We start from the raw sequence: 26,134 nt of genomic DNA, 5'->3' as shown, positions 1-26,134 counted from the left end.
ACCCCCTGTAATAGCAGTGCCTCAGAGAGGCAAGTTGACGGTACCGCGCGGTTTCTACGTTTTTGATACTTAAGCTGTAGTTGGCTAACGGTCTGGGCGCCAGCATTGCACAGCTAAAGTGTCGATTGAAACAAAAGTGTCATGAAAACGGGTTCATTCACCCACCTGAATCCGACACGTTCCCCCTGTGTTACTCAAAACAAATGTGGGAGCGAGCTTGCTCGCGAAAGCGGTGGATCAGCCAACATTTTTGTCGACTGACACTCCGTCTTCGCGAGCAGGTTCGCTCCCACAGGGGGTATTGCGTGCGTCTGGATTACCGGGTTACTGGCCCGGGATGTCCTTGCGCAGTTTCACCGGGTCTTGCTGCTGTTTTTTCTTGGCCATTGCGCCGCGCAGCTTGATGTTGATCGCTTCCACGGCCAGCGAGAACGCCATGGCGAAGTAGACGTAGCCCTTCGGCACATGCACGTCGAACGACTCGGCAATCAGCACGGTGCCGACCACCAGCAGGAACGACAGCGCCAGCATCTTCAGCGACGGGTGTTTGTCGATGAACTCGCTGATCTTGCCCGAGGCCAGCATCATCACCAGCACCGCCACGACGATCGCCGCGACCATCACCGGCACGTGGGACACCATGCCCACCGCCGTGATCACCGAATCCAGCGAGAAAACGATGTCGATGATCGCGATCTGGATGATGGTGTAGAGGAAGTTGCCACCCTTGCCGCCCGGGGTTTCGTCGCTTTCGTCTTCGCCTTCCAGCGCGTGGTACATCTCTTGCGAGCTCTTCCACAGCAGGAACAGACCACCGAAGAACAGGATCAGGTCACGGCCGGAAATGCCTTGGCCGAACACTTCGAACAGGTCGGCGGTGAGGCGCATGACCCAGGTGATCGACAGCAGCAACAGGATGCGGGTGATCATGGCCAGGCCAAGACCGAAGATCCGGGTGCGCTGTTGCATGTGTTTGGGCATGCGGCTGACCAGGATCGAAATCATGATGATGTTATCGATGCCCAGAACGATTTCCAGGGCGGTCAGGGTAAAGAAGGCAACCCAGATTTCGGGGTTGGTCAGCCAATCCATGTGTATTCCTTTGAGCGAGTGTTAAACCGAAAAAGGCCCGGGCTTCAAACCGCGAAGCCAGGACCCGAAACGGTGAGTCGTGGGCTTATAGAGTGCTGAACACCGGGAAAGTCCCCAACAGCAGTGCAGCAATCAGAATGCAGATACATACCAGGATCGCCCATTTCAGGGTGAAACGCTGGTGGTCACCAAAATCAATACCGGCCAGGGCCACCAACAGATAGGTCGATGGCACCAACGGGCTCAGCAAGTGGACGGGCTGACCGACGATCGAGGCACGGGCCATTTCCACTGCGGTGATCCCGTAGTGGCTGGCGGCTTCGGCCAACACCGGCAACACGCCATAGTAGAACGCATCGTTGGACATGAAGAAGGTGAACGGCATGCTCACCAGCGCCGTGATCACGGCCAGGTAAGGGCCGAGGAAATCCGGAATCACCGCCAACAGGCTCTTCGACATCGCATCGACCATGCCGGTGCCGCTCAGGATACCGGTGAAGATACCCGCCGCAAAGATCAGCCCGACCACTGCCAGCACGCTACCGGCGTGAGCCGCAACGCGATCCTTCTGCATCTGCAGGCAAGGGTAGTTGACGATCATGGCAATACTGAACGCGACCATGAATAGAACCGGCAGCGGCAGCAGGCCAGCGATCAGGGTGCACATCAGGCCGAAGGTCAGGGCGCCGTTGAACCAGATGAGTTTTGGACGGCGGGCATCCGGGAACTGCGACACGCTGATTTCGCTGTGATCGATATCATCGCCAACCAGATGCAGCTCACCCAGACGCGCACGTTCACGTTTGCCGTAGAAATAAGCGATAACCAGAATCGCGACCACACCCGCGGCCATCGCCGGGATCATCGGTACGAAGATGTCCGACGGGTCAACGTGCAGCGCACTCGCGGCGCGGGCAGTCGGGCCACCCCATGGGGTCATGTTCATCACGCCGCCGGCGAGAATGATCAGACCAGCCATGATCCGCGGGCTCATGCCGATGCGGCTGTACAGCGGCAGCATGGCGGCCACGCAGATCATGTAAGTGGTCGCGCCGTCACCATCGAGGGAAACGACGAGCGCCAGTACGGCGGTGCCGACCGAAACCTTCAGCGGGTCGCCCTTGACCAGTTTGAGGATCTTGCGCACGGCCGGGTCGAACAGGCCGGAGTCGATCATCAGGGCGAAATAGAGAATGGCGAACATCAGCATCACGCCAGTCGGCGCGAGCTTGGTGATGCCTTCGAGCATCATCGGGCCGATCTTCGGTGCAAAGCCGCCGAACAGGGCGAAGACGATCGGGATGATGATCAGAGCGATCAGCGCGGACAGGCGCTTGGTCATGATCAGGAACATGAACGTGATGACCATGGCGAAGCCAAGGAAAGTCAGCATGGGAATACTCCAGGCGTAGCGCGGCTAGTTAAATGAGCAGATCGGGCCGATCAGCGCAGAACGGGAAGCACGAGACGTACGGGCGGAGTGACAGCGTAAAGGCGGGCTACAGAGGACATCAGAATCACCATTGTTGTTGTTAATTGGGCCTTTAGTGCGAGGTATCACACGCATTGGCCAACCGGTCTGTTGCCGGAAGTGAGGCGATCCTAATCGGGCAAGCTTTCAGCTACCTTTCGCTGCAGAAAGCTTTGAATGAACGGTCACCCGGCCGTCGGATGCGAACTAGAGTCAATAAACACGGGAAAGGGAGCTTTCGAGATGAGCCAATCGCACAGCGGAGGCTGCCACTGCGGACATATTCGTTATCAGTTCAGCGGGGCGTTGCAGGATATCGCCCATTGCCATTGTTCGATTTGCCGCAAGGTCAGCGGCGGCATCGTCACGACGTGGATCACGGTGCCAGCCTCCAGTTTCCAATGGCTGGCTGGTACGCCGGCGCGTTATGACTCATCCGACAGTTGCGCGCGGTACTTCTGCCCGCAGTGCGGCGCGCAACTGGCGTTGGTGACGTTGCTCAGCCCACAGAGTATCGACGTGACCATCGCCACCCTCGATCAACCCGAGCTGGCGCCCGCCGAACGACACATCTGGACCGACAGCCAATTGCCCTGGCTGCACCTGGACGAGCATCTGCCGGGCGAAGCCGAAGAAACGATCTGATCAGAAAACAGACAGATCCAGCGACCGCATCGCGCCCATCCAGATTGCGTGTTCGGTGTGGTCGAGCAGGTCATCGCCAGTGTCCGGGTGCAGAAACACCACCAGACCTTTGCGGTTCAACACCAGCCACGGCAGCACATCGCTGATCAACTCGGGGCCGAAGGCCAACTGGCAACTCCAGTCCGGATGCGGACCGACCGGACGTTCGTGAAGGCGGCCCATTTTCACTGCAAATAACTGCGCGGCCTGCTCGCACAAGGCCCGTGCCTGTTCAATGGTGCTGGCGTCGAAATAGACGTGGGCGTGGTAGCCCTTGATCGCTTGCATCTGAAGCCCTCGGAAATCGGTTCGAACCCTCGGCGTTGCCCGTATGTCACACTTCATACAAGGGATAAGAAAAGGGATCAGCCATGAAAAATGCCGAAACCCCGGCGGTAAAAGTGGTGCTCTATGGTGCCATGAGTAGCCTGGGCAGCGCGTTGATGGCTGAGTTGCTGCGTCGTCAGCATGAAGTCATCGCCATTCTCGACGATCTGACCGCACTTGCGCCGCGTCCCGGACTACGCACCAAGAGCGGCGATCTGTTCGACTCCGAGAGGGTCAATCAAAGTGTGGCCGGCAGTTCGGTGGTCATCTGCTTATTGGATGCGCCAGGTTTGCCATTCAGCAGCGATCACGTTGAGCGCTCTGTCGTACTCGGCCCCGTCGAGCAGGTGCTGGCCGTCGATGCATTGGTCGATGGACTGCAAGCCGCCAACGTTTCGCGGCTGTTTCTGGTGGGGGATTTTGCCGTACTCGATGAGCCGGACGTCGATGATCGCCTGCAACGCCATGCTGCCGAAGAAATTCGCGAAGCCGTGCAAAGCAGCCCGCTGCACTGGACACTGGTCAATGCGCCACACGGCGTGGCCGGGCTGACCATTGAGCATTTCAGCCAGGTCGGCGGCAATCTCGAACCGGGTCTGGCCGAGCCACTGGAGCGGCTGAACCGCGTGGCGGTGGGGATTGCCGATGAGCTACGACTGAATTTGCATGTAGGGCAGCATGTGAATTTCGTTGCGGCTTCAGATTCGTAAAAGATCTTCAAACCGCGATCGACGGCAACGTCAAACCGTTGAGGGATTGCGCGCTGCTCGCCTGTTCCGCCATTAACCAATCGACAAACTGTTGAATCAACGCGCCCCGACGTTTGCGCTGGGGCAGCACCACGTAATAGCCGAGGCGCGACAAGGTCGTTTCGGCGATGGGGCGGCACAGCAAACCCTGACTCAGCAAGTTATCCACAAGGTGCCGCCAGCCAATCGCCACGCCTTGACCGCCAATCGCCGCTTGAATCAACAGCGTGTAATTGTCGAAGCGCAATTGCCCCGGCGCCGGCGGCGTATTGATACCGAGTTCACGGAACAGACCACTCCAGTCAAACCAGTTGCTGCTGTTTTCCCCACGCAGGTGCAGCAACGGGAACTCCAGCAGTGCGTGAGCAGGCAAGGGCAGGGCGCGATCCTTGAGCAATTGCGGGCTGCACACCGGGAATACTTCTTCGCTGAACAACCAATGGCTTTCGCCCTGCTTGAAACGCCCATCACCGAACAGGATCGCCACATCGATATCGGTGCGCAGCATGTTGTGGTTGCGTTCACTGGTCACCAGGCTGACGTCGACCTGCGGGTTAGCTTCATGAAAGCGGTGCAGGCGCGGCATCAGCCAATAAGCAGCGAAGGCAAAGTCAGTGGCAACTTGCAGGACTTCATGTTGTTGCTGTGCGCTGATCGCGCTCAATCCTGCATCGATATTCTGTAAACCGAGAGTAACTTGCTCAAACAGTATCGCGCCGACTTCGGTCAGCTCGATCCCACGGTAAATGCGATCAAATAGTCGCGTACCGAGTTGTTCTTCCAGCCGTTTGATCTGCTGACTGATCGCTGGTTGCGTGGTGCCAAGCTCTACCGCCGCTGCGGTAAAGCTGCGCTGGCGAGCGGCCGCCTCAAAGGCGCGCAACAGGTCGAGGGACAGATCACCCAAGGCTTCATACATAAGCTGTGCTTATCCTAGTCATTGTCCGGCGCGGGCTTTACCGGATAAAGCATGGACTCCATGCTCGATCGCAGCAATGTCGCATAAATATTTACTATGGAATGCCGCGATCACATGAAGCGCAAGAATATTCTTTTCATCATGGCCGATCAGATGGCCGCGCCAATGTTGCCGTTCTACGGCCCATCGCCGATCAAACTGCCGAATCTTTCCCGCCTCGCCGCCCAAGGCGTGGTGTTCGATGCCGCTTACTGCAACAGCCCGTTGTGCGCGCCATCGCGGTTCACCCTGGTCAGCGGCCAGTTGCCGAGCAAGATCGGCGCCTACGACAACGCCGCCGATTTCCCTGCCGATGTGCCGACTTATGCCCATTACTTGCGCCGCCTCGGCTACCGCACCGCGCTATCCGGCAAGATGCACTTCTGCGGTCCGGACCAGTTGCACGGTTATGAAGAACGCCTGACCAGTGATATCTACCCGGCCGATTACGGTTGGGCCGTGAACTGGGATGAGCCGGATGTACGGCCGAGCTGGTACCACAACATGTCTTCGGTGCTGCAGGCCGGGCCATGTGTGCGCACCAATCAACTGGATTTCGATGAAGAGGTGGTGTTCAAGGCACAGCAATATCTGTTCGATCACATCCGCGAGGACGGCGATCAGCCGTTCTGCCTGACAGTATCGATGACACACCCACACGACCCGTACACCATTCCCAAGGCGTTCTGGGATTTGTACGACGATGCCGATATCCCGCTGCCTACAACTCCGGATCAACACGAACTCGATCCGCACTCACAGCGGCTGCTCAAGGTTTATGACCTGTGGGACAAGCCACTGCCTGTGGATAAGATTCGCGATGCGCGCCGGGCGTATTTCGGTGCCTGCAGCTATATCGACGCCAACGTCGGCAAACTTCTGCAAACCCTCGAAGAAACCGGGCTGATCGAAGACACAATTATTGTCTTCTCCGGTGACCACGGCGACATGCTCGGCGAAAAGGGCCTTTGGTACAAAATGCATTGGTACGAAATGGCGGCCCGCGTCCCCCTGTTGATAAGTGCTCCAGGCCAGTTCGATGCCGGGCGTGTCAGCGCTGCCATATCGACTGCAGACCTGTTGCCAACCTTCGTCGAATTGGCCGGCGGCACGCTGGAAGCCGGCTTGCCACTGGATGGCCGCTCACTGGTTTCGCACCTGCGAGGGCAGGGCGGTCATGACGAAGTGTTCGGCGAGTACATGGCCGAAGGCACCATCAGCCCGCTGATGATGATCCGTCGCGGCGCCTACAAATTTATCTACAGTGAAAGCGACCCTTGCCTACTCTTCGACGTAGATAACGATCCGCATGAACTGGAAGAACTCAGCCAATCGCCGCAACATCGCCCGCTGTTCGACGATTTTCTCGCCGAAGCACGAGCCAAATGGGACATTCAGTCGATTCACCGGGAGGTCCTCGCGAGCCAGCGCCGCCGCCGATTTGTCGCCGACGCGTTGACCATCGGCAAGCTGAAGAGCTGGGATCACCAGCCACTGGTGGACGCCAGTCAGCAATACATGCGCAACCACATCGACCTCGACGATCTGGAACGCAAAGCACGTTATCCACAACCCTGCCAAAACCAATAATGTTAAGGGGAAGTCCATGCGTAAGTTATCCACAGTAATGACGATCAGCCTGCTCGCGCTGAGCAGCGCCTCGGCCTTCGCTGAGCAAAGCTGCGACACCGTGAAAATGGCCGATCCGGGCTGGAGCGACATCGCCGCGACCAACGCCATCACCGGGTTTCTGCTGGACGGCATGGGCTACAAGGCCAAGGTCGACACTCTTGCAGTGCCAATCACCTTTGGCGGGTTGAAGGATGGCCAGGTGGATGTGTTCCTCGGCAACTGGATGCCGGCGCAGCAGGGCTTCTATGACAAGTTCGTCGCCACCGGTGACGTCACGCAACTGGCGAAGAACCTCGACGGCACCGAATTCACCCTCGCCGTGCCGGACTACGTGTGGGACGCGGGTGTGCATAACTTTGCCGACCTGAACAAATACGCGGACAAGTTCGATCGTAAGATCTACGGCATCGGTTCGGGTGCGCCGGCGAATATCTCGCTGCAGGAAATCATCAAGAAGAACGACTTCGACATGGGCCAGTGGAAGCTGATCGAATCCAGCGAACAGGCGATGCTGGCTGAAGTGTCGCGGGCGGTGAAGAAACAGAAATTCGTCACCTTCCTCGGCTGGACGCCGCACCCGATGAACGTGCAGTTGAAGATGCATTACCTCAAGGGTGGCGAGAAGTACTTTGGCGACACCGGCAGCGTGTTTACGTTAACGCGCAAGGGCTACGCCGAGGCGTGTCCGAATGTGGGTAAATTGCTGACCAATCTGTCGTTCACGCAGGAGATGGAGAACAGCATCATGGCTGAGGTGGTGAACAAAAAGGTCAGCAATGCCGAGGCGGCGAAGGCTTGGATCAAGGCGAATCCGGCGGTGTTGGATAAGTGGCTGGATGGCGTGAAGACCGTCGATGGCAAGGATGCGTTGGCTGCGGTGAAGGCGAAGCTTTGATCGTGGTGTTACTGGAATTGTGCTCGGCTCGAGATTTTTGCCCCCTCACCCCAGCCCTCTCCCCAGAGGGGCGAGGGGGAAAGGGAGCCGATATCTGTTGGATTCAAAACTTGCGTTCAACTCTGAAATCGCAGGTCGGTGAATCTTGAATAAACACCACGGTCAGTCCCCTCTCCCTTGGGAGAGGGTTAGGGTGAGGGGCCTTTCCCCTGGCACCCTGATAACCTTGAACAAAACCCAACCGCGAGGACCCATGGCCTTCCCCAGCCGCCACTCTCTCTTCCCCTTCCTCACCTGGTTGCCGCGACAAACCCGCGCCAGCGTCGGACGGGATCTGATCGTCGGCCTCAGCGGGGCGATTCTTGCGCTCCCCCAGTCGATTGCCTACGCGTTGATCGCCGGTCTGCCACCTGAGTACGGCCTCTACGCCGCAATCATTCCGGTGCTGATCGCCTGCCTGTGGGGTTCGTCGTGGCATTTGATCTGCGGTCCGACGGCAGCGATTTCGATTGTGCTGTTTGCCAGTGTCAGCCCTTTAGCGGTTCCAGCCTCGCAGGACTACATCACCCTGATCCTGCTGCTGACCTTGCTTGCGGGGATATTCCAGTGGCTGCTCGGTTTGCTGCGCTTTGGCGCGCTGGTGAATTTCGTCTCGCATTCGGTGGTGCTGGGGTTCACCCTTGGCGCGGCGGTGGTGATTGCTATCGGGCAATTGCCAAACCTGCTGGGCCTGGAGTTGCCGGCAAAAGCCACGGCGCTGGCCAGTTTGATGGATTTGCTGCAACACCTGCGGGCTGTGGATAAACCTTCGCTGGTGTTGGGTTTGGCCACGGTGGTCGTCGGTCTGCTGCTCAAACACCTGTTGCCGCGCTGGCCGACGCTGTTGATCACACTGGTGCTGGCCAGTTTGCTGGTGTGGTTGTGGCCGGGCGTGTTCGGCCATGTGCATCTGGTCAGCGCGTTTGTCGGGCGTTTGCCGCCGTTCAGTGGATTGCCGCTGGATCTGGATTTGATCCTGCGATTGCTGCCAAGTGCTGTGGCGGTGGGCATGCTCGGCCTGGTTACCAGTCTGTCGATTGCGCGCTCGATTTCGGCGCGGTCGCAGCAATTGCTTGATGCCAATCAGGAAGTCCGTGCACAGGGCTTGTCGAATATTCTCGGGGCGTTCTTTTCCGGGTCGCTGTCGGCCGGGTCGTTCACCCGCTCGGGCCTCAGTTACGAGGCAGGCGCTTGCTCGCCGCTGGCCGGAGTGTTTTCGGCAATCTGGGTGGCGTTGTTCGCAATTTTTGGTGCGGGGCTGATCGCGCACATTCCGATCCCGGCGATGGCCGGGAGCATTCTGTTGATTGCCTGGGGGCTGGTCGACCACCGAGGCATTCGCGCATTGCTGCGTGTCAGCCGCGCCGAGTTTGTGGTCATGGCGCTGACCTGCCTCGCGACTTTGCTACTGGAATTGCAGACGGCGATTTATGCCGGTGTGCTGGCCTCGCTGTTCTTCTACCTCAAGCGCACTTCGCAACCGCGCGTGCAGCACTGGCGCGACGGCGAAGACGATGTGTTGCGTGTCGGCGGATCGATCTTTTTCGGCGCCAGCCATTACCTGCAAGTACGCCTGCAACGTATGCATGGCGCGCGGGTGGTGATCGAGGCGCAGCAGATCAACTTCATCGACTATTCGGGCGTGGAAATGCTGCATCAGGAGGCGCGACGTTTGCTTAGCCAGGATCGCAGCCTGACCTTGCGCCGGGCGCGGCCGCAGGTGGTGGAGGAGTTGCGGAAGCTGGAAGGGCCGGAGAAATGTCCGATCCGGTTTGAAGACTGATCCAGAATCGGTGGTGAGGCCATTCGCGAGCAAGCTCGCTCCCACATTTGATCGCATTCCACTGTGGGAGCGAGCTTGCTCGCGAAGCTTTTTAAAGGGCCAGTTGTCGACGCAACTCTGTGAGCACGGGCGCAGTGTCCGGGCGCACACCACGCCACAGGAAAAACGCCTCAGCCGCCTGCTCCGCCAACATCCCCAAGCCATCCATCGCCACCGCCGCGCCATGTTCACGGGCCCAGCGGCAAAACGCCGTCGGCTCTTTGCCGTACATCATGTCGTAGCACAGGGTCTTGCCCGGCTCGATCAGGCTCGGTGCAATCGGCGGCACGTCACCAGTGAGGCTGGCCGATGTGGCATTGATGATCACGTCCACCGGCTCGCGCAACCAGTCGAAACCACTGGCCGAGACCGGCCCGAGGTCGCAGAACAACTCCGCCAGCAACTCAGCCTTGTCCACCGTACGATTGGCGATGATCACCGAGGCCGGTTGTTCCGCCAGCAACGGTTCCAGCGCACCGCGCACCGCACCACCGGCACCGAGCAGCAGAATGCGTTTGCCGGTCAGGCTGAACCCGGCGTTCACCGTCAGATCGCGCACCAGTCCGGCGCCGTCAGTGTTATCACCGAGCAGTGAGCCGTCGGCCAGTTTGCTCAAGGTGTTCACCGCACCGGCCCGTTGTGCGCGAGCGGTCAGGCTATTGGCCAGACGATAGGCGTCTTCCTTGAACGGCACAGTGACGTTGGCGCCGCGACCCTCCTGGAAAAACGCCGTGGCGCAGCCGGCGAAATCGTCGAGCGGCGCCAGCAAGGTGCTGTAGTCGAGCTGCTGGCCGGTCTGCTCGGCGAACAGCTTGTGAATCATCGGCGATTTGCTGTGGCCGATCGGGTTGCCGAAAACGACGTAACGATCCATCAGATGTCCTCAGGCCTCGGCCAGCCAGTCGCGGTCTTGCAGGAAGTACTCGGTCAGGCGTGCTTCTTCGCTGCCAGGCTCGGCTTTCCAGTCATAGCCCCAGCGCACTTGCGGCGGCAACGACATCAGGATCGACTCGGTACGCCCGCCCGATTGCAGACCGAACAAGGTGCCACGGTCATACACCAGGTTGAACTCGACGTAACGGCCACGGCGGAATTCCTGGAATTCACGCTGCTGAGCGGTAAACGCATCGTTTTTGCGGCGCTGCACGATCGGCAGATAAGCATCGATGTAGGCGTCGCCGATGGCCCGCATAAAAGCGAAGCTGGTATCGAAGTCCCACTCGTTCAGGTCATCGAAGAACAAACCGCCAATGCCGCGCGGTTCGTGGCGATGCTTGATGTGGAAGTAGGTGTCACACCAGGCCTTGTAGCGCGGGTAGACGTCCGGGCCAAACGGCGCGCAAGCCTGCTCGGCAACGCGGTGCCAGTGAACGCAATCTTCTTCATTGCCGTAATACGGGGTCAGGTCAAAGCCGCCGCCGAACCACCAGACCGGCTCTTCACCCTCCTTCTCGGCGATGAAAAAGCGCACGTTGGCGTGGGACGTCGGCACATGCGGGTTGTGCGGGTGGATCACCAGCGACACGCCAAGGGCTTCGAAACCGCGGCCAGCCAATTCCGGGCGATGGGCGCTGGCCGACGGTGGCAGACCACTGCCGAAGACGTGGGAAAAGTTGACACCGCCCTTTTCGATTACCGTGCCGTTCTCGATCACGCGAGTACGACCGCCACCGCCGGCGGGCCGGGTCCAGGCGTCTTCGACGAAGCGCGTGCCGCCGTCTTCGGTTTCGAGAGCCGCGCAGATGCGGTCTTGCAGGTCGAGCAGATAGGCCTTTACGGCGTCGGTGCGGGTCGTCATGGCTTCACCTTGAATCGGGCGGCGCCCCGGCAGACGGGCGACGCAAATGGGCGCGTAGCATACCACCGCACAATAGCCCGCCGCAGTTGACGAAGATCAAGCATGGGAGTTGGATAGGGGGCTCACAAAAGATCCAAGGAGAGCAGGCAGATGGCAAAGCGTATCCAGTTCCGCGCCCACGGCGGCCCCGAAGTGCTCGAATATGTTGATTATCAACCCGCCGCGCCCGGCCCCAATCAAGTCCGCGTGGCGAACAAGGCGATCGGCCTGAACTTCATCGACACCTATTACCGCAGCGGTCTGTACGCACCGCCCGCCTTGCCGTCCGGCCTGGGTGCTGAAGGTGCGGGGATCGTCGATGCCGTGGGCAGCGACGTCACCCGGTTCAAGGTCGGTGATCGCGTGGCCTATGGCAGCGGCCCGTTGGGGGCCTACAGCGAATTGCATGTGCTGCCCCAGGACAATCTGGTGCATCTGCCCGACGAAATCAGTTTCGAAACGGCTGCCGGTGTAATGCTCAAAGGCCTGACCGTGCAATACCTGCTGCGCCAGACCTATGAACTCAAGGGTGGCGAAACCATTCTGTTCCACGCGGCGGCCGGCGGTGTCGGTTCACTGGCCTGCCAATGGGCCAAAGCGTTAGGCGTGAAGCTGATTGGCACCGTCAGCTCCAAAGAGAAAGCCGAACTGGCCAAGGCCAATGGCGCCTGGGCGACGATCGATTACAGCCACGAAAACGTTGCCCAGCGCGTGCTGGAATTGACCGATGGCAAGAAAGTCCCGGTGGTCTATGACGGTGTCGGCAAGGACACCTGGCTGACGTCCCTCGACAGCGTGTCGCCGCGTGGCCTGGTCGTGAGCTTCGGTAATGCTTCCGGCGCGGTGGACGGCGTGAATCTGGGTATTCTCTCCGCCAAGGGTTCGCTGTACGTGACCCGGCCGACTCTGGCGACTTATGCCAACAACGCCGAAAACCTGCAGCGAATGGCCGATGAGCTGTTCGAGATGATCATCAGCGGCAAGTTGAAGGTGGACGTCAGCCAGCGTTATCCACTGGCTGATGCGGCGAAGGCGCAAACCGAGCTGTCGGCGCGGCGCACTACCGGTTCCACCATCCTGCTGCCTTGATACCTCCCGGCGTCCTGCCAGTCAGGGTTTCAGGACCATGACTGGCAGGACGCTTCGAGCGTGTTCAGTACTGCGGTGGATGAGCCGCCAACGGTCTTGGCGCCCAATGGCCGACATTCGCGGAATCAGGCTGTTGCAACGCGGCGAGGATTTGCCGCCACTCGGCTGACAACACCCAGTAATCCCCGCGTGCGCGCTGTTCGATATGCAAGGGATTGGAGGCGACCGGCATCAGACCGAAACGCTGGTACAGGCGCAGCTGCGATGCCCTGCACAACGCGGTGACACCTAGATAGCCCTGTTTTATGGCCCACTCGGCAGCGGCCGCCAGCAGACTGTCGACGGCAATGGGCTGTTGGCTGGGCGCGTACGAGATCAAGCGACTGAGTTCGACATGGCGTGACAACGCCACCGTGGGCGAAACATGTTGCTGCGCCAGTGATGCCCACTCGAACGGCGCCGGAGTGGCCCTCAATACCGCCAGCAGTTGCTCGTGCCGATACAGCAGAAAGTGGGTACTGCGCGACCGTGTCGCCAGTCGGGTTTCGAGCATCCGCGCCCTGGACGTCAGCATGTAATGCTGCAGCCGAAGCCGAAATTGCCGATCGATAAACCGATCGAACACCTGGGTATCCGACCCCGCTTCAAGCATCACGATACGGCAACCCTCCTGATGACTGTTTAACGTCACCTGGAGCGCCTGCAGGTAATCCGTGAGTTGCAAATCCGTAGTGTCCATTCTTTCTCCGCAGACCTTAACTTATCGAAGTGTTTCGAGTGCAGGGAAAGGATGGTTGCTTTTGGCGATACCGCCACGAAACGCGGTCTGATAATCAGGTGGGAAAATTCAGTTGATTCAGATAGTTGATGATTTTTCCGACGCAGCAATCAGCATCATTGCAGGATAATTCGCAGGCACGTGTAGTACTCCTCGCCATCAAGGCGAGGAGTACCCACGTTACAAATGTTCGAGGCTGAATCAGTCGGGACGAATGACTTTGCCGGTCGCCAGATCACGAATCACGCTGGGGTTCTTGCGCCCACCCAGTTGCCCGCCCAGTATCAGATCGATCTGCCCTCGGAAATACTGCTCGACACGCAATCGCGTGCGCGCCGCCGGGCGGCCCTGCGGGTTGGCTGAGGTCGAAATCAACGGCCCGACCATCGAGCACAGATCGCGTACTTGCGGATGATCACTGACCCGCAGTGCGACGGTGTCGTGCATGCCGGTCACCCATTCCGGGAGCAAGCCCTGATGCGGCACCAGCCAGGTGTTCGGCCCCGGCCAGGTGCTGGCCATGCGGTCGATCCATTCTTGCGGGAAGTCTTCGAACAGAAAGTCGAATTGGCGAATGTTGTCGGCAACCAGAATCAGGCCTTTGACCACCGAACGATTCTTGATCGCCAGCAACCGATCCACGGCCTCTTCGTTCCATGGGTCGCAACCCAGCCCCCAGACGGCTTCGGTTGGATAGGCAATCACCGCCCCGGCGCGAATCTCTCGTGCGGCTTGTTGCACACGCCAACTGTTAACCATGAAAAAACTCTCCGCAAACAGGTTTCGCGCAGTTTACCGATCTTCCTTGTAAAACCTAGCGTGTCCTGGCCAACCAGCGACCGTTTTCGCACACTGCACGGCCATCCATTTCCAGTTCGGTGAGTGCCGCCAGCACTTTGGGCAACGTCCAGCCGCTGCTGTCAGCCAAGCCTTCGCTGGTGTGCGGGGCAGCATGGAGCAGGATGAGCAACGGATGATCGGCTTTCGCCGTGTCAGTGGATAGCGGCAGATGCTGCCAACCACGCAAGGCTTCGAGGATGTGCTCAATGGTTTCCACCAGCACCGCGCCATCGCGGATCAGCTGATGGCAACCGCGAGCGCCGGGGTGATGGATCGAACCGGGAATCGCGTAAACCTCGCGCCCCTGTTCCGCCGCCAGCCGTGCGGTGATCAGCGAACCGCTGGCCACGCTGGCCTCGACCACCAGCACGCCGAGGGACAAACCGCTGATGATGCGGTTACGTCGCGGGAAGTTGCTCGCCGTTGGTCCGGCGTCCAGCGGAAACTCGGAAAGCACTGCGCTGCCGGACGCAATCATCGCGTCAGCCAGGCGGCGGTTGCGCTGTGGATAAAAATTTTCCAGCCCCGTGCCGAGGACACCGACCGTCAACCCGCCAATATCCAGCGCGGCCTGATGCGCAGCGGCATCGATGCCTAGCGCCAGGCCGCTGGTGATGACGAAACCGGCCCCGGCGAGACTGCGGGAAAATGCCACTGCGGTGTCCATGCCCGGACGCGATGCCCGGCGACTGCCAACCATCGCCAGTTGCGGTTTTTCCAGAATCTGCGGATCACCGGCAACAAACAATAGTGGTGGCGGATCGGGAATCTGCGCCAGCAACGCCGGGTAATCCGGCTGGTCCCACATCAGCAAATGATGCTCGGGGCGCTCTAGCCAGCGCATTGCATGGCTGGCGCCGTCGCGAACCTCGGGACAGCGCCGCGCTTCGGCGCACGCCGCCGGCAAACCGAGAGAACGCCAGGCGCTGGCCGGCGCGCTGATGGCTTTGGAGGCCGAGCCGAAGGCTTCGAGCAATTTGGCAAAACGCTTCGGGCCAACATCCGGCAAGCGGTGCAGGCGCAGACGCGCTTCCAGTTCCGCCGGGGAAACCGGCGTACAGACAGGCAACATGATGGATCATCCTTGATCGTTATAAGCCCCGAACCAATCGGAACAAGCTGTGGATAACTCTGTTGGTAACTTGTGAAGCACGCTTACGGATTGCGCACCTTGTCGAGCACCGCGAGCGAGCGCGATGCGTTGAGGACGAGGCCGTAGCTGAGTTTGTCGTAAGTGCGGAACACCATCAGCAACCCGGCGCGTTCATCGGGAATCTTCAGTGGCTGGCCGGTGATGCGGTCACGCACGGTTTCGCCGGTTTTCATCACCACCAGCACGTTGCCTTCGGCCAGACCGTCGCGCTTGCCTTTGTTCAACGTGACCACGTCCATCACGCCAATCTGGGTGACGCCGCGCGGTACATCGATGATCACGCCGTTGATACTGGTGGTTGGCGCGCTGGGCATGAAGGTCGAGTTGATCGAACGCTCTTCGCCACTGAACAAACGGTCGCCGAGGCGCACTTCCTGGGTGGTGCGTTGCAGGGCGAGGGTGGCGACGTCGCCTTCGGTGGCGACGATTTCGCCGCCGCCGATGTCGTCGGCGTTGATCCCGAGAAACTCCTGGGTCTGTGGATCGGTGTAGACCTTGCCCTGACGGAAGATGCCGTAGACCGGTTGATCGGGATCGAAATGGCCGCGAGCGAAGATCCGGTCGCCAGTGCCGCTGAGCACGCGTTCGGCATCGCCGGCAACGATGTACGGCGCCTTGTCGAAGTCCTCGACCTTGTCGACGATGCGGTTGCTCAGCAAAAAGCTGTTGATGGATTTCAGCGGAATGCTCGGAATAGCCTCGGCCACCGGGCTGGTGCGAATGCGTGGCGAGAGCTTGATGGTGCCGCGCGACTCGCCGCGATTAAGGGTCAGACGTGGCTGGCCATCGACATAACTGAGCGTCAGCGTGTCGCCGGGATAGATCAGGTTGGGGTTTTCGATTTGCGGATTGGCCCGCCACAGTTGTGGCCACTGCCAGGGCTCGCGCAGGTATTTGCCGGAAATGTCCCAGAGCGTATCCCCCGAAACCACCGTGTATTGCTGTGGAAAACCATCCCTGAGTTGCACTTGCCCTTGCGCCACGCCGGCCGAAGCCAACAGCAGCAGGGCGAGTAGTGTTTTCCTCATGCAGTGAATCCCTTTATCATGTGCATTCGCGTGAACCGTCAGAGCCCCCGTGGCTCGCTTGTGCAAAATGCACAAGCTACGCTTCACAACGGTAGCCTGCATCTTCGGACCTGCCAGGCCATCGCCCGACTTTACTCAACGTGTGCAGCAATCAAAGCCTATGGCCATTTTAAACATCCTCGAATTCCCGGACCCGCGTCTGCGCACTATCGCCAAGCCTGTGGCTGTAGTGGACGACGAAGTGCGTCAGTTGGTCGATGACATGTTTGAAACAATGTATGAAGCGCCGGGCATCGGCCTTGCCGCGACCCAGGTCAACGTGCACAAACGTATCGTCGTGATGGACCTTTCCGAAGACCGCACCGAACCGCGGGTGTTCATCAACCCCGAGTTCGAATCGCTGACCGACGAAATGGACCAATACCAGGAAGGTTGCCTGTCGGTACCGGGTTTCTACGAAAACGTCGACCGCCCGCAAAAGGTCAAGATCAAGGCGCTGGACCGCGACGGCAAGCCTTATGAGCTGATCGCCGAAGGCCTGCTCGCGGTGTGCATCCAGCACGAATGCGACCACCTCAACGGCAAATTGTTCGTCGATTACCTGTCCACGCTCAAACGCGACCGGATCAAGAAGAAACTGGAAAAGCAGCACCGCCAGAACGCTTGATGCCCCTCTTCAAAGGCTTGCTGCGGCAAGCCTTTTTCTTTTTATGAGACTCCCTTCATGACTGAGCCACTGCGCATCGTTTTTGCCGGCACCCCGGAATTCGCCGCCGAACACCTCAAGGCCCTGCTGAAAAGCCCTTACGAGATCGTTGCGGTCTACACCCAACCGGATCGTCCGGCCGGTCGCGGGCAAAAACTGATGCCAAGCCCGGTCAAACAGCTCGCCCTGGAAAACCATATCCAGGTGTTGCAGCCGCCGACCTTGCGCAACGCTGACGCTCAGGCTGAACTGGCCGCACTGAAGCCGGACTTGCTGGTGGTGGTCGCCTACGGCCTGATCCTGCCGCAAGTGGTGCTGGATATCCCGCGTCTGGGCTGCATCAACAGCCACGCCTCCTTGCTGCCACGCTGGCGTGGTGCGGCGCCGATTCAGCGCGCCGTTGAACACGGTGACGCGGAAAGCGGCGTGACCGTGATGCGCATGGAAGCGGGCCTCGACACCGGACCGATGCTGCTCAAGGTCGTCACGCCGATCACCGGCGAAGACACCGGCGGCACGCTGCACGACCGCCTCGCCGAAATGGGCCCGCCCGCCGTGGTCCAGGCGATTGCCGGTCTGGCTGCAGGCACGCTGGAAGGCGAAGTGCAGAACGATGAGCTCGCCACTTACGCGCACAAGCTGAACAAAGACGAAGCACGCATCGACTGGAGCCGTCCGGCCGTTGAGCTGGAACGCCTGGTGCGCGCCTTCAACCCATGGCCGATCACCCACAGCACCCTCAACGGTGAAGCGCTGAAAGTACTGGCGGCGACACTCGCCGACGGTAACGGCGCGCCGGGCGAAGTGCTCAGCGCCAGCAAGGACGGTTTGGTCGTCGCTTGCGGCGAGCGGGCGCTGTGCCTGACCCGCCTGCAATTGCCGGGTGGCAAGGCGCTGAACTTCAGCGACCTGTTCAACAGCCGTCGAGAGAAATTCGCTGTCGGCACCTTGCTCGGCGCAGCGGTGGACGCGCAATGAACCCGCGTCTGGCCGCCGCCAAGGCACTCGCCGCCGTGCTCAGCGGCAAAGCCTCGTTGAACAGCTCCCTGCCGACGCAACTGGACAAGGTCGAGGATCGTGATCGCGGCTTCACTCAGGATCTGGCCTTCGGCACTGCGCGCTGGCAGCCACGCCTGTCGGCACTGGCCGAGAAGCTGCTGCAGAAACCGTTCAAGGCTGCCGACGCCGATGTCGAAGCGCTGCTGCTGGTCGGTCTCTACCAATTGCTCTACACCCGCGTGCCGGCCCATGCCGCCATCGGCGAAACCGTCGGTTGCGCCGACAAGCTAAAAAAACCTTGGGCCAAGGGCCTGCTCAACGCCGTGCTGCGCAATGCCCAGCGCGAAAGCGAAACGATTTTCGCCGAGCTGGAACGTGACCCAGTGGTGCGCACCGCTCACCCGCGCTGGCTGCAAAAATCCCTGAAGGCCTTCTGGCCGGAACAGTGGGAAGCGATTTGCGAGGCGAACAATGCGCATCCGCCGATGATCCTGCGGGTCAACCGCCGTCACCACAGCCGCGACGCCTATCTCGGCTTGCTGACGGAGGCCGGGATTGCCGCGACGCCATGTGTGTACAGTTGCGACGGCATCATTCTCGAAGCCGCCGCCGACGTACGCAGCCTGCCTGGTTTCGCCGAAGGCTGGATCAGCGTGCAGGACGAAGCGGCGCAACTGGCCGCCGATCTGCTCGATCTGGCGCCGGGGCAACGCGTGCTCGACGCCTGCTGCGCGCCGGGCGGCAAGACTTGCCACATCCTCGAAGCCGAACCTGCGCTGGCCGGTGTAGTGGCGGTGGATCTGGAAGCCAAGCGTCTGGTGCGGGTCAAGGAGAACCTTGAACGCCTTGGTCTGAACGCCGAACTGATCGCCGCCGACGGTCGCGATACCGAAAAGTGGTGGGACGGCAAACCGTTCCAGCGCATTCTGCTAGACGCGCCGTGCTCGGCGACCGGCGTGATCCGCCGCCATCCGGACATCAAGCTGACCCGTCAGCCGGACGACATCGTCGCCCTCGCGCAACTGCAAGGCGAACTGCTCGACGCGATGTGGAAAACCCTCGAAGTCGGCGGCATCCTGCTGTACGCCACCTGCTCGACGCTGCCGACCGAGAATACCGAAGTCATCGCTGCGTTCCTTGAGCGTACCCCAGGCGCCCGTGAACTGGATCTGGCCACGTCGGCCGGAATCAAACAGCCCCATGGTCGCCAACTGCTGGCCCAGCAAGGTGGGCATGACGGGTTCTACTACGCCAAGCTGATCAAGATTGCTGCCGCACGCAGCTAAACGGATTTAACGGAGTGACTGGATGAAAATCATCATCCTCGGTGCAGGACAGGTCGGCGGTTCGCTGGCAGAACATCTGGCCAGCGAGGCCAACGATATTACGGTAGTCGACACCGACGGTGAGCGCCTGCGCGACCTCGGCGACCGCCTCGACATCCGCACCGTGCAGGGCCGGGGCTCGCTGCCGTCGGTGCTGCGTCAGGCCGGCGCCGACGACGCGGACATGCTGGTGGCGGTGACCAACAGCGACGAAACCAACATGGTCGCCTGCCAGGTCGCCCACACGCTGTTCCACACCCCGACCAAGATCGCCCGGGTGCGCGAAGCGTCCTACCTCAATCGCGAGGAGCAACTGTTTCAGAACGAAGCGATTCCGGTCGACGTGCTGATCAGCCCCGAGCAGGTGGTGACCAACTACATCAAGCGCCTGATCCAGCATCCGGGCGCGTTGCAGGTGATCGACTTCGCCGAGGGTGCAGCGCAACTGGTAGCGGTGCGCGCCTATTACGGCGGGCCGCTGGTGGGTCAGCAACTGCGGCAGTTGCGTGAGCACATGCCGAATGTCGAGACTCGCGTCGCCGCAATTTTCCGCCGTGACCGGCCGATCCTGCCCCAGGGCGATACGGTGATCGAGGCGGATGACGAAGTCTTTTTCATCGCCGCCCGTGAGAATATTCGCGCGGTGATGAGCGAAATGCGCCGCCTCGACGAAACCTACAAACGCATTGTCATTGCTGGCGGCGGGCAAATTGGCGAGCGTTTGGCCGAGGCCATCGAAAGCCGTTATCAGGTGAAGATCATCGAGATGAATCCGGCGCGTTGCCGTTATCTCTCCGACACCCTCGACAGCACCGTGGTGCTGCAGGGCAGTGCATCAGATCGTGATTTACTGATGGAGGAGAACATTGCCGACGCCGATATCTTCCTCGCCCTCACCAACGATGACGAAGCCAACATCATGTCGTCGCTGCTGGCCAAACGGCTGGGGGCGAAGAAGGTCATGACGATCATCAACAACCCGGCCTACGTCGATCTGATTCAGGGCGGCGATATCGACATCGCCATCAGCCCGCAACTGGCGACCATCGGCACCTTGCTGGCGCACGTGCGTCGTGGCGATATCGTCAGCGTGCACTCACTGCGCCGCGGTGCGGCAGAAGCCATTGAGGCGATTGCCCACGGTGATGCGAAGTCGAGCAAGGTCATCGGCAAACCTATCGAGAAGATTGGCCTGCCGCCGGGCACCACCATCGGCGCGGTCATTCGCAACGAGCAAGTGATCATCGCCCACGACGACACGGTGATCGAAGCGGGCGACCATGTGATCCTGTTCCTTGTGGATAAAAAGCATATTCGCGATGTGGAGAAGCTGTTTCATGTTGGGTTGAGCTTCTTTTGAGGTTTGCGCTGACGGCACTGGCGCCTTCGCGAGCAGGCTCGCTCCCACATCTGGAATGCGTTTCCCCTGTGGGAGCGAGCCTGCTCGCGAAGGCGGTCTCACTAAGCCCCATCAACGCCTGACAGTCCCAAGAAAGGAATCCACCGATGCTCGACTCCCTGGAAAAAATGCTCGCCAAGGGTGTGGATAACTCCCTGCTGCGCTTCGGCCTGGGCAAGGGTTATCTGGATCTGGGTGAAAACGCCAAGGCCGCCGAGCACTTTGAACGTTGTGTCGGCTTCGATCCGAAATATTCCGCAGCCTGGAAGCTGTTGGGCAAAGCGCATCTGGCGCTGGGCGATCACGCCGCCGCACGTCAGGCGTGGGAACAAGGTCTGGAAGCGGCCCGCGCCCATGGCGACAAGCAGGCCGAGAAGGAAATGACGGTGTTTCTGAAGAAGCTTGATCGTCAGGCGCTATAAGTCAAAGGTAGCGAAGACCGATCCCGTCGGCATCTACCGTCACCACTTCCATCCGCACCCGCGGCGCGCCTGTGGGTAAACCCTGCACCTCGCCGTAAACCACTGCGCCTTTGGGCAAAGTAGCCAAAACCGGATGCTGCACAAACACCCCGGTAGGCGACAGGTTGCGCGTCTGCCCGAGGCATTCGCCAAAGCTGTCGTGGGTAATCTTGATGCGGAAGGATTTGCGTTGTTCGGACATCTTGTTGCGCCCTTTGATGAACGGTTGTGGATAACCTCGCCAGTGAGGTTATCCACAGATCATGCCAATCAGCTCAGTACCAGCGCTCTTCGCCCGGCGGACGCTTCTTGAAGCGCTTCATGCTCCACATGTACTGGCTCGGGTACGCGGCGACGTAACGCTCGACGACTTTACTCATCGCGGCGCAGGATTCGGCGGTATCGGTGCTGTACATGGCTTCTGGCGCGGCTTCGAGGATCACTTTGTAGCCGGAACCGTCGGGCAGGCGCAGCGCATGCAGGAACACACCGACGGCTTTGCCACCGGCGAGCATGTTCGGCACGAATTTGCTGGTCAGCGCTTGAGTGGCGAAGAACGGCACGAAGATCCCGGCGGATTCGGCCGGTTCCGGGTCAGCAGGAATGCCCACTGCACCACCTTTGCGCACTTCCTTGATCACACTGAGGATGCCTTCCTTGGTGGAAGCAGCGACTTTGTTGCCCAATTGCACGCGCTGTTTGCGCAGCAATTCGTCCACAGCCTTGAGCTTCGGCGGACGGTAGAAAATGATCGGTTTGCACTGGCTGCAATAGAAGTGATTGAGCACTTCCCAATTGCCTAAATGGCTGGTGATGCCGACCACGCCTTTGCCCGAGGCCAAGGCATTCTTGAGGATGTCGAGACCTTCGACTTCGCGCACCAGATCGATCGAGCGCTGCGCCGGCCAGATCCACGCGCAGGCGCTTTCGGTCAGCGACTTGCCGATGTCTTTCAGGCTTTGGCCGACCAGACGTTCACGTTCGGCGGCATCCATCTGTGGAAAACATTTCGCAAGGTTGATCCGCACCACTTCGCGGGAACGGTTGGGGGTTTTCCACATGATCCAGCCAATCGCCGAACCTACGGCCTGCACGGCCCGCCATGGCAGCAGGGCAAACAGCCGCAGAGCGCCTACCAGCAAGGCGCCTTTAAACTTTTCCACAGGTCACTCCTGATCTTGTGCGGTGCGCGAGGCGGCCATTCTAACCGGCGTTGACGAGCTGCGCGTAGCGGTCGCAGTCCTGAGTGTGGTCCATGACCATGCCCGAGGCCTGCATCAGTGCGTAGCAAATGGTCGGGCCGACGAACGTGAATCCGGCCTTTTTCAAGCCTTTGCTCATCGCCAGCGCTTCGGGGGTGATCGCCGGGACTTCGCTGCGATCCTTGAAATGATTGATGAGCGGTTGGTCACCGACGAACGACCAGAGGAACGCCACCGGGTCCTCCAGCGCCAGCCAGGCCTGGGCATTACGCCGGGCGGCGTTGAGTTTCAGGCGGTTGCGGATGATCCCAGGATCGAGCATCAATTCGTCGATTTCAGCGTCGCTCATCTGCGCCACGCGCTGTACGTCGAAGCCGAACAACACCTCGCGATAACGCTCGCGCTTGCGCAACACGGTGATCCAGGACAGCCCGGCCTGGAACCCTTCGAGCAAAAGCAACTCGAACAAACCCTGCGCATCGCGTAGCGGCGTGCCCCACTCCTGATCGTGATAAGCCATGTACAGCGGATCTTCGGTACACCAAAAGCAGCGTGGCATAAGGCTCCAGGGGGTGGAGGTGCGACTGAATCGGGTATACTCCCGCTCTTTAAATCGCAGCCCAAGAAACAGGTGAATTTCGTGAGCCAGCCTACGCCAGCCGTGCGTACCTTCCAAGACTTGATCCTCGCGCTCCAGCAATACTGGGCCGAGCAAGGTTGCGTGGTACTTCAGCCCTACGATATGGAAGTAGGCGCCGGCACTTTCCACACCGCGACCTTCCTCCGCGCCATCGGCCCGGAAACCTGGAACGCCGCCTACGTGCAGCCAAGCCGCCGTCCGACTGACGGCCGCTACGGCGAAAACCCGAACCGTCTGCAGCACTACTATCAGTTCCAGGTCGTCCTGAAGCCGAACCCGGATAACTTCCAGGAACTGTACCTGGGCTCGCTCAAGCATGTCGGCCTGGACCCGCTGGTCCACGACATTCGCTTCGTCGAAGACAACTGGGAATCGCCGACCCTCGGCGCCTGGGGTCTGGGCTGGGAAGTCTGGCTGAACGGCATGGAAGTGACTCAGTTCACTTACTTCCAGCAGGCGGGCGGCATCGAGTGCTACCCGGTGACCGGCGAGATCACTTACGGTCTCGAGCGTCTGGCCATGTACCTGCAAGGCGTGGATTCGGTCTACGACCTGGTCTGGGCTGACGGTCCGTTTGGCAAGGTGACCTACGGCGACGTGTTCCACCAGAACGAAGTGGAACAGTCCACTTACAACTTCGAACACGCCAACGTCGACAAGCTGTTCGAACTGTTCGACTTCTATGAAAGCGAAGCCAAACGCCTGATCGAACTCGACCAGCCGCTGCCGTTGCCGAGCTACGAAATGGTGTTGAAGGCGTCGCACACCTTCAACCTGCTGGATGCGCGCCGGGCGATCTCGGTGACCGCGCGTCAGCAATACATTCTGCGCGTACGCACCCTGGCGCGTTCCGTTGCGCAAGCCTACCTGCTGGCGCGCGCCAAGCTGGGCTTCCCGATGGCGACCCCGGACCTGCGTGACGAAGTACTGGCCAAGCTGGAGGCAGCACAATGAGTGCGCAAGATTTTCTGGTTGAACTGGGCACCGAAGAACTGCCACCGAAAGCCCTGAACACCTTGGCTGAAGCGTTCCTCGCCGGTATCGACAAGGGCCTGCAAGCCGCTGGCCTGAGCTACGAGACTAAAACTGTCTACGCCGCACCGCGTCGTCTGGCTGTGCTGATCACCGCGCTGGCTACCCAGCAACCGGATCGCAGCATCAACCTCGACGGCCCGCCACGTCAGGCGGCGTTCGACGCTGACGGCAATCCAACGCAAGCAGCACTGGGCTTCGCCAAGAAGTGCGGCGTCGATCTGAGCGAAATCGATCAGAGCGGCCCGAAACTGCGTTACAGCCAGAGCATCGCCGGCAAGCCGACCGCGAGCCTGCTGCCGACCATCGTCGAAGACTCGCTGAACGACCTGCCGATCCCGAAACGCATGCGTTGGGGTGCGCGCAAGGAAGAGTTCGTGCGTCCGACCCAATGGCTGGTGATGCTGCTCGGTGACCAGGTCATCGACTGCACCATCCTCGCGCAGAAGGCTGGCCGTGATTCCCGTGGTCACCGCTTCCATCACCCGGAAAGCGTGCGCATCGGTTCGCCGTCGAGCTACCTCGCCGACCTGCGTGCCGCTTATGTATTGGCCGATGCCAACGAGCGTCGCGAGATCATCAGCAAGCGCACCGAAGAACTGGCCACCCGTCAGGAAGGCACGGCAATCGTTCCGCCGGCACTGCTCGACGAAGTGACCGCGCTGGTTGAATGGCCGGTGCCGCTGGTGTGCTCGTTCGAGGAGCGTTTCCTCGACGTGCCGCAAGAAGCCCTGATCACCACCATGCAGGACAACCAGAAGTACTTCTGCCTGCTGGATGCCGACGGCAAGTTGCTGCCACGTTTCATCACTGTGGCCAACATCGAAAGCAAAGACCCGCAGCAGATCATCGCCGGTAACGAGAAAGTGGTTCGTCCACGTCTGACCGACGCCGAGTTCTTCTTCAAGCAAGACAAGAAGCAGAAACTCGAAGCCTTCAATGATCGCCTGAAGAACGTGGTGTTCCAGGAAAAACTCGGCAGCGTCTACGACAAGGCCGAGCGCGTATCGAAACTGGCTGCCTACATCGCCGCACGCATTGGCGGCAACGCCTCGTGGGCTGCTCGTGCGGGCCTGCTGTCGAAGTGTGACCTGGCCACCGAAATGGTCGGCGAATTCCCGGAGATGCAAGGTGTCGCTGGTTACTACTACGCCCTCAATGACGGCGAGCCGGAAGACGTCGCGCTGGCGCTCAACGAGCAGTACATGCCACGCGGTGCCGGTGCGGAACTGCCAGCCACCCTGACCGGTGCAGCCGTCGCGATCGCTGACAAGCTCGACACTCTGGTCGGTATCTTCGGTATCGGCATGCTGCCAACCGGCAGCAAAGACCCGTATGCCCTGCGCCGTGCGGCCCTCGGTGTGCTGCGCATCCTGATCGAGAAAAAACTCGACCTCGACCTGAACGACGCCGTGGCTTTCGCCGTGACTGCGTTCGGCGCCAAGGTCAAGGCTGCCGGCCTCAACGAAGCCGTGCTGGAGTTCATCTTCGATCGTCTGCGTGCGCGTTACGAAGACGAAGGCGTTGAAGTCGCCACTTACCTGTCGGTGCGTGCCCTGAAGCCGGGTTCGGCGCTGGACTTCGACCAGCGTGTGCAAGCAGTGCAAGCCTTCCGCAAACTGCCGGAAGCGGCAGCGCTGGCGGCGGTGAACAAGCGTGTGTCGAACCTGTTGAGCAAACTCGAAGGCGCGGTACCGACCGAGGTGCAAGCCAAGTACTTCGACAACGCCAACGAGTTCTCGCTGTACTCGGCGATCCAGCAAGCGGATCAAGCGGTGCAACCAATGGCGGCAGCGCGTCAGTACAACGAATCGCTGGCACGCCTGGCAGCATTGCGTGAGCCAGTCGATGCGTTCTTCGACGCGGTGATGGTCAATGCCGACGACGCCAATGTGCGGGCCAACCGTTACGCGCTGCTGGCGCGTCTGCGTGGTCTGTTCCTCGGTGTTGCCGACATTTCGCTGCTGGGTTGAGGG

Annotated in this window: 26 protein-coding genes; 13 read left to right on the top strand and 13 right to left on the bottom strand. The window is 60.2% G+C overall.

Annotated features, from left to right (window positions below; translation table 11 throughout):
* Positions 1-324: 324 nt before the first annotated feature.
* On the bottom strand, positions 325-1,092 hold the full coding sequence (locus CLU80_RS13710) for a TerC family protein (protein ID WP_093429523.1): 768 nt from the start codon (positions 1,090-1,092) through the stop codon (positions 325-327).
* An 85-nt stretch (positions 1,093-1,177) separates the two neighbouring features.
* Positions 1,178-2,485 carry a CitMHS family transporter gene (locus tag CLU80_RS13705; protein WP_007911819.1) on the bottom strand — a complete coding sequence of 436 codons (1,308 nt, stop codon included), beginning with the start codon at positions 2,483-2,485 and terminating at the stop codon, positions 1,178-1,180.
* 321 nt (positions 2,486-2,806) lie between these two features.
* Between CLU80_RS13705 and CLU80_RS13700 the strand changes: the two genes are divergently transcribed.
* Entirely contained in the window at positions 2,807-3,208 is a 402-nt protein-coding gene (locus tag CLU80_RS13700; RefSeq protein ID WP_099757614.1) for a GFA family protein, read from the top strand.
* Here the strand turns inward: CLU80_RS13700 and CLU80_RS13695 are convergent, their stop codons facing one another.
* Entirely contained in the window at positions 3,209-3,535 is a 327-nt protein-coding gene (locus tag CLU80_RS13695) for a DOPA 4,5-dioxygenase family protein (protein ID WP_099757613.1), read from the bottom strand.
* A gap of 83 nt (positions 3,536-3,618) precedes the next feature.
* Here CLU80_RS13695 and CLU80_RS13690 point away from each other — a divergent pair, with 83 nt between their 5' ends.
* Complete coding sequence (locus CLU80_RS13690) at positions 3,619-4,284, top strand: NAD(P)-dependent oxidoreductase (protein WP_093429526.1); 666 nt, start codon at positions 3,619-3,621, stop codon at positions 4,282-4,284.
* A 7-nt stretch (positions 4,285-4,291) separates the two neighbouring features.
* Here CLU80_RS13690 and CLU80_RS13685 read toward each other — a convergent pair whose 3' ends face one another.
* On the bottom strand, positions 4,292-5,242 hold the full coding sequence (locus CLU80_RS13685; protein WP_093429527.1) for a choline sulfate utilization transcriptional regulator: 951 nt from the start codon (positions 5,240-5,242) through the stop codon (positions 4,292-4,294).
* Between the two features lie 114 nt (positions 5,243-5,356).
* Between CLU80_RS13685 and betC the strand changes: the two genes are divergently transcribed.
* From betC to CLU80_RS13670, 3 genes are all read left to right on the top strand, one after another.
* Positions 5,357-6,871 carry a choline-sulfatase gene (gene betC / locus CLU80_RS13680; protein WP_099757612.1) on the top strand — a complete coding sequence of 505 codons (1,515 nt, stop codon included), beginning with the start codon at positions 5,357-5,359 and terminating at the stop codon, positions 6,869-6,871.
* Between the two features lie 16 nt (positions 6,872-6,887).
* Positions 6,888-7,808, top strand: a complete 921-nt coding sequence (gene choX, locus CLU80_RS13675) for a choline ABC transporter substrate-binding protein (protein ID WP_099757611.1) — start codon at positions 6,888-6,890, stop codon at positions 7,806-7,808.
* Positions 7,809-8,061: 253 nt separating this feature from the next.
* Positions 8,062-9,630 (top strand): SulP family inorganic anion transporter, encoded by a 1,569-nt coding sequence (locus tag CLU80_RS13670; protein ID WP_099757610.1) that lies wholly within the window; start codon positions 8,062-8,064, stop codon positions 9,628-9,630.
* 91 nt (positions 9,631-9,721) lie between these two features.
* On the opposite strand, the gene aroE is transcribed toward CLU80_RS13670, so the two are convergent.
* Both aroE and hemF read right to left on the bottom strand, forming a co-directional pair.
* Positions 9,722-10,543: a shikimate dehydrogenase gene (gene aroE, locus CLU80_RS13665; protein ID WP_099757609.1), complete on the bottom strand. Its 822-nt coding sequence runs from the start codon at positions 10,541-10,543 to the stop codon at positions 9,722-9,724.
* Between the two features lie 9 nt (positions 10,544-10,552).
* Positions 10,553-11,467, bottom strand: coding sequence for an oxygen-dependent coproporphyrinogen oxidase (gene hemF / locus CLU80_RS13660; protein WP_099757608.1), 915 nt, complete (start codon positions 11,465-11,467; stop codon positions 10,553-10,555).
* A gap of 150 nt (positions 11,468-11,617) precedes the next feature.
* Here hemF and CLU80_RS13655 point away from each other — a divergent pair, with 150 nt between their 5' ends.
* Positions 11,618-12,595 (top strand): NADPH:quinone reductase, encoded by a 978-nt coding sequence (locus CLU80_RS13655; RefSeq protein ID WP_099757607.1) that lies wholly within the window; start codon positions 11,618-11,620, stop codon positions 12,593-12,595.
* A gap of 64 nt (positions 12,596-12,659) precedes the next feature.
* Here CLU80_RS13655 and CLU80_RS13650 read toward each other — a convergent pair whose 3' ends face one another.
* The 4 genes from CLU80_RS13650 to CLU80_RS13635 all read right to left on the bottom strand — a co-directional run bounded on the left by CLU80_RS13650 (position 12,660) and on the right by CLU80_RS13635 (position 16,394).
* A complete protein-coding gene (locus CLU80_RS13650) occupies positions 12,660-13,334 on the bottom strand; it encodes a hypothetical protein (RefSeq protein WP_099757606.1) in 675 nt (224 codons plus the stop codon).
* Positions 13,335-13,574: 240 nt separating this feature from the next.
* Positions 13,575-14,132, bottom strand: a complete 558-nt coding sequence (gene tsaC / locus CLU80_RS13645) for an L-threonylcarbamoyladenylate synthase type 1 TsaC (protein WP_093429535.1) — start codon at positions 14,130-14,132, stop codon at positions 13,575-13,577.
* Positions 14,133-14,187: 55 nt separating this feature from the next.
* Positions 14,188-15,288, bottom strand: a complete 1,101-nt coding sequence (gene dprA / locus CLU80_RS13640; protein ID WP_099757605.1) for a DNA-processing protein DprA — start codon at positions 15,286-15,288, stop codon at positions 14,188-14,190.
* Between the two features lie 80 nt (positions 15,289-15,368).
* On the bottom strand, positions 15,369-16,394 hold the full coding sequence (locus CLU80_RS13635) for a LysM peptidoglycan-binding domain-containing protein (protein ID WP_095049569.1): 1,026 nt from the start codon (positions 16,392-16,394) through the stop codon (positions 15,369-15,371).
* Positions 16,395-16,554: 160 nt separating this feature from the next.
* Between CLU80_RS13635 and def the strand changes: the two genes are divergently transcribed.
* The 5 genes from def to CLU80_RS13610 all read left to right on the top strand — a co-directional run bounded on the left by def (position 16,555) and on the right by CLU80_RS13610 (position 21,245).
* On the top strand, positions 16,555-17,061 hold the full coding sequence (gene def, locus CLU80_RS13630; protein WP_016984087.1) for a peptide deformylase: 507 nt from the start codon (positions 16,555-16,557) through the stop codon (positions 17,059-17,061).
* A 57-nt stretch (positions 17,062-17,118) separates the two neighbouring features.
* Positions 17,119-18,078: a methionyl-tRNA formyltransferase gene (gene fmt, locus CLU80_RS13625; RefSeq protein WP_099757604.1), complete on the top strand. Its 960-nt coding sequence runs from the start codon at positions 17,119-17,121 to the stop codon at positions 18,076-18,078.
* Positions 18,075-19,385 (top strand): 16S rRNA (cytosine(967)-C(5))-methyltransferase RsmB, encoded by a 1,311-nt coding sequence (gene rsmB, locus CLU80_RS13620; RefSeq protein WP_099757603.1) that lies wholly within the window; start codon positions 18,075-18,077, stop codon positions 19,383-19,385. The genes fmt and rsmB overlap by 4 nt, the downstream gene beginning before the upstream one ends.
* Before the next feature lie 22 nt (positions 19,386-19,407).
* Positions 19,408-20,784 (top strand): Trk system potassium transporter TrkA, encoded by a 1,377-nt coding sequence (gene trkA / locus CLU80_RS13615; protein ID WP_093429539.1) that lies wholly within the window; start codon positions 19,408-19,410, stop codon positions 20,782-20,784.
* Positions 20,785-20,930: 146 nt separating this feature from the next.
* Positions 20,931-21,245 carry a tetratricopeptide repeat protein gene (locus CLU80_RS13610; RefSeq protein WP_099757602.1) on the top strand — a complete coding sequence of 105 codons (315 nt, stop codon included), beginning with the start codon at positions 20,931-20,933 and terminating at the stop codon, positions 21,243-21,245.
* A gap of 1 nt (position 21,246) precedes the next feature.
* On the opposite strand, the gene CLU80_RS13605 is transcribed toward CLU80_RS13610, so the two are convergent.
* The 3 genes from CLU80_RS13605 to CLU80_RS13595 form a co-directional block, all read right to left on the bottom strand.
* Positions 21,247-21,486: a PilZ domain-containing protein gene (locus tag CLU80_RS13605; protein ID WP_093429541.1), complete on the bottom strand. Its 240-nt coding sequence runs from the start codon at positions 21,484-21,486 to the stop codon at positions 21,247-21,249.
* Positions 21,487-21,559: 73 nt separating this feature from the next.
* The gene (locus tag CLU80_RS13600) at positions 21,560-22,447 is read right to left on the bottom strand and encodes a lysophospholipid acyltransferase (protein ID WP_093429542.1); all 888 of its coding nucleotides are present in this window, start codon (positions 22,445-22,447) and stop codon (positions 21,560-21,562) included.
* A gap of 40 nt (positions 22,448-22,487) precedes the next feature.
* A complete protein-coding gene (locus CLU80_RS13595; protein ID WP_093429543.1) occupies positions 22,488-23,045 on the bottom strand; it encodes a DNA-3-methyladenine glycosylase I in 558 nt (185 codons plus the stop codon).
* Positions 23,046-23,126: 81 nt separating this feature from the next.
* Between CLU80_RS13595 and glyQ the strand changes: the two genes are divergently transcribed.
* Both glyQ and glyS read left to right on the top strand, forming a co-directional pair.
* Entirely contained in the window at positions 23,127-24,080 is a 954-nt protein-coding gene (gene glyQ, locus CLU80_RS13590; protein ID WP_003187265.1) for a glycine--tRNA ligase subunit alpha, read from the top strand.
* Entirely contained in the window at positions 24,077-26,131 is a 2,055-nt protein-coding gene (glyS, locus tag CLU80_RS13585; protein WP_099757601.1) for a glycine--tRNA ligase subunit beta, read from the top strand. The genes glyQ and glyS overlap by 4 nt, the downstream gene beginning before the upstream one ends.
* Positions 26,132-26,134 lie beyond the last annotated feature (3 nt).

The sequence above is a fragment of the Pseudomonas sp. 29 genome (assembly GCF_002754355.1).
Classification (GTDB): Bacteria; Pseudomonadota; Gammaproteobacteria; order Pseudomonadales; family Pseudomonadaceae; genus Aquipseudomonas; species Aquipseudomonas neuropathica.
The sequence above is the reverse complement of the archived record's forward strand: the minus strand, read 5'-3'. Positions and strand labels throughout refer to the sequence as shown.

Coding starts and splice junctions, on each gene's coding strand:
- CLU80_RS13710 (WP_093429523.1), bottom strand. CDS start 1,092: ATGGATTGGCTGACCAACCCCGAAATCTGGGTTGCCTTCTTTACCCTG.
- CLU80_RS13705 (WP_007911819.1), bottom strand. CDS start 2,485: ATGCTGACTTTCCTTGGCTTCGCCATGGTCATCACGTTCATGTTCCTG.
- CLU80_RS13700 (WP_099757614.1), top strand. CDS start 2,807: ATGAGCCAATCGCACAGCGGAGGCTGCCACTGCGGACATATTCGTTAT.
- CLU80_RS13695 (WP_099757613.1), bottom strand. CDS start 3,535: ATGCAAGCGATCAAGGGCTACCACGCCCACGTCTATTTCGACGCCAGC.
- CLU80_RS13690 (WP_093429526.1), top strand. CDS start 3,619: ATGAAAAATGCCGAAACCCCGGCGGTAAAAGTGGTGCTCTATGGTGCC.
- CLU80_RS13685 (WP_093429527.1), bottom strand. CDS start 5,242: ATGTATGAAGCCTTGGGTGATCTGTCCCTCGACCTGTTGCGCGCCTTT.
- betC (WP_099757612.1), top strand. CDS start 5,357: ATGAAGCGCAAGAATATTCTTTTCATCATGGCCGATCAGATGGCCGCG.
- choX (WP_099757611.1), top strand. CDS start 6,888: ATGCGTAAGTTATCCACAGTAATGACGATCAGCCTGCTCGCGCTGAGC.
- CLU80_RS13670 (WP_099757610.1), top strand. CDS start 8,062: ATGGCCTTCCCCAGCCGCCACTCTCTCTTCCCCTTCCTCACCTGGTTG.
- aroE (WP_099757609.1), bottom strand. CDS start 10,543: ATGGATCGTTACGTCGTTTTCGGCAACCCGATCGGCCACAGCAAATCG.
- hemF (WP_099757608.1), bottom strand. CDS start 11,467: ATGACGACCCGCACCGACGCCGTAAAGGCCTATCTGCTCGACCTGCAA.
- CLU80_RS13655 (WP_099757607.1), top strand. CDS start 11,618: ATGGCAAAGCGTATCCAGTTCCGCGCCCACGGCGGCCCCGAAGTGCTC.
- CLU80_RS13650 (WP_099757606.1), bottom strand. CDS start 13,334: ATGGACACTACGGATTTGCAACTCACGGATTACCTGCAGGCGCTCCAG.
- tsaC (WP_093429535.1), bottom strand. CDS start 14,132: ATGGTTAACAGTTGGCGTGTGCAACAAGCCGCACGAGAGATTCGCGCC.
- CLU80_RS13635 (WP_095049569.1), bottom strand. CDS start 16,394: ATGAGGAAAACACTACTCGCCCTGCTGCTGTTGGCTTCGGCCGGCGTG.
- def (WP_016984087.1), top strand. CDS start 16,555: ATGGCCATTTTAAACATCCTCGAATTCCCGGACCCGCGTCTGCGCACT.
- fmt (WP_099757604.1), top strand. CDS start 17,119: ATGACTGAGCCACTGCGCATCGTTTTTGCCGGCACCCCGGAATTCGCC.
- rsmB (WP_099757603.1), top strand. CDS start 18,075: ATGAACCCGCGTCTGGCCGCCGCCAAGGCACTCGCCGCCGTGCTCAGC.
- trkA (WP_093429539.1), top strand. CDS start 19,408: ATGAAAATCATCATCCTCGGTGCAGGACAGGTCGGCGGTTCGCTGGCA.
- CLU80_RS13610 (WP_099757602.1), top strand. CDS start 20,931: ATGCTCGACTCCCTGGAAAAAATGCTCGCCAAGGGTGTGGATAACTCC.
- CLU80_RS13605 (WP_093429541.1), bottom strand. CDS start 21,486: ATGTCCGAACAACGCAAATCCTTCCGCATCAAGATTACCCACGACAGC.
- CLU80_RS13595 (WP_093429543.1), bottom strand. CDS start 23,045: ATGCCACGCTGCTTTTGGTGTACCGAAGATCCGCTGTACATGGCTTAT.
- glyS (WP_099757601.1), top strand. CDS start 24,077: ATGAGTGCGCAAGATTTTCTGGTTGAACTGGGCACCGAAGAACTGCCA.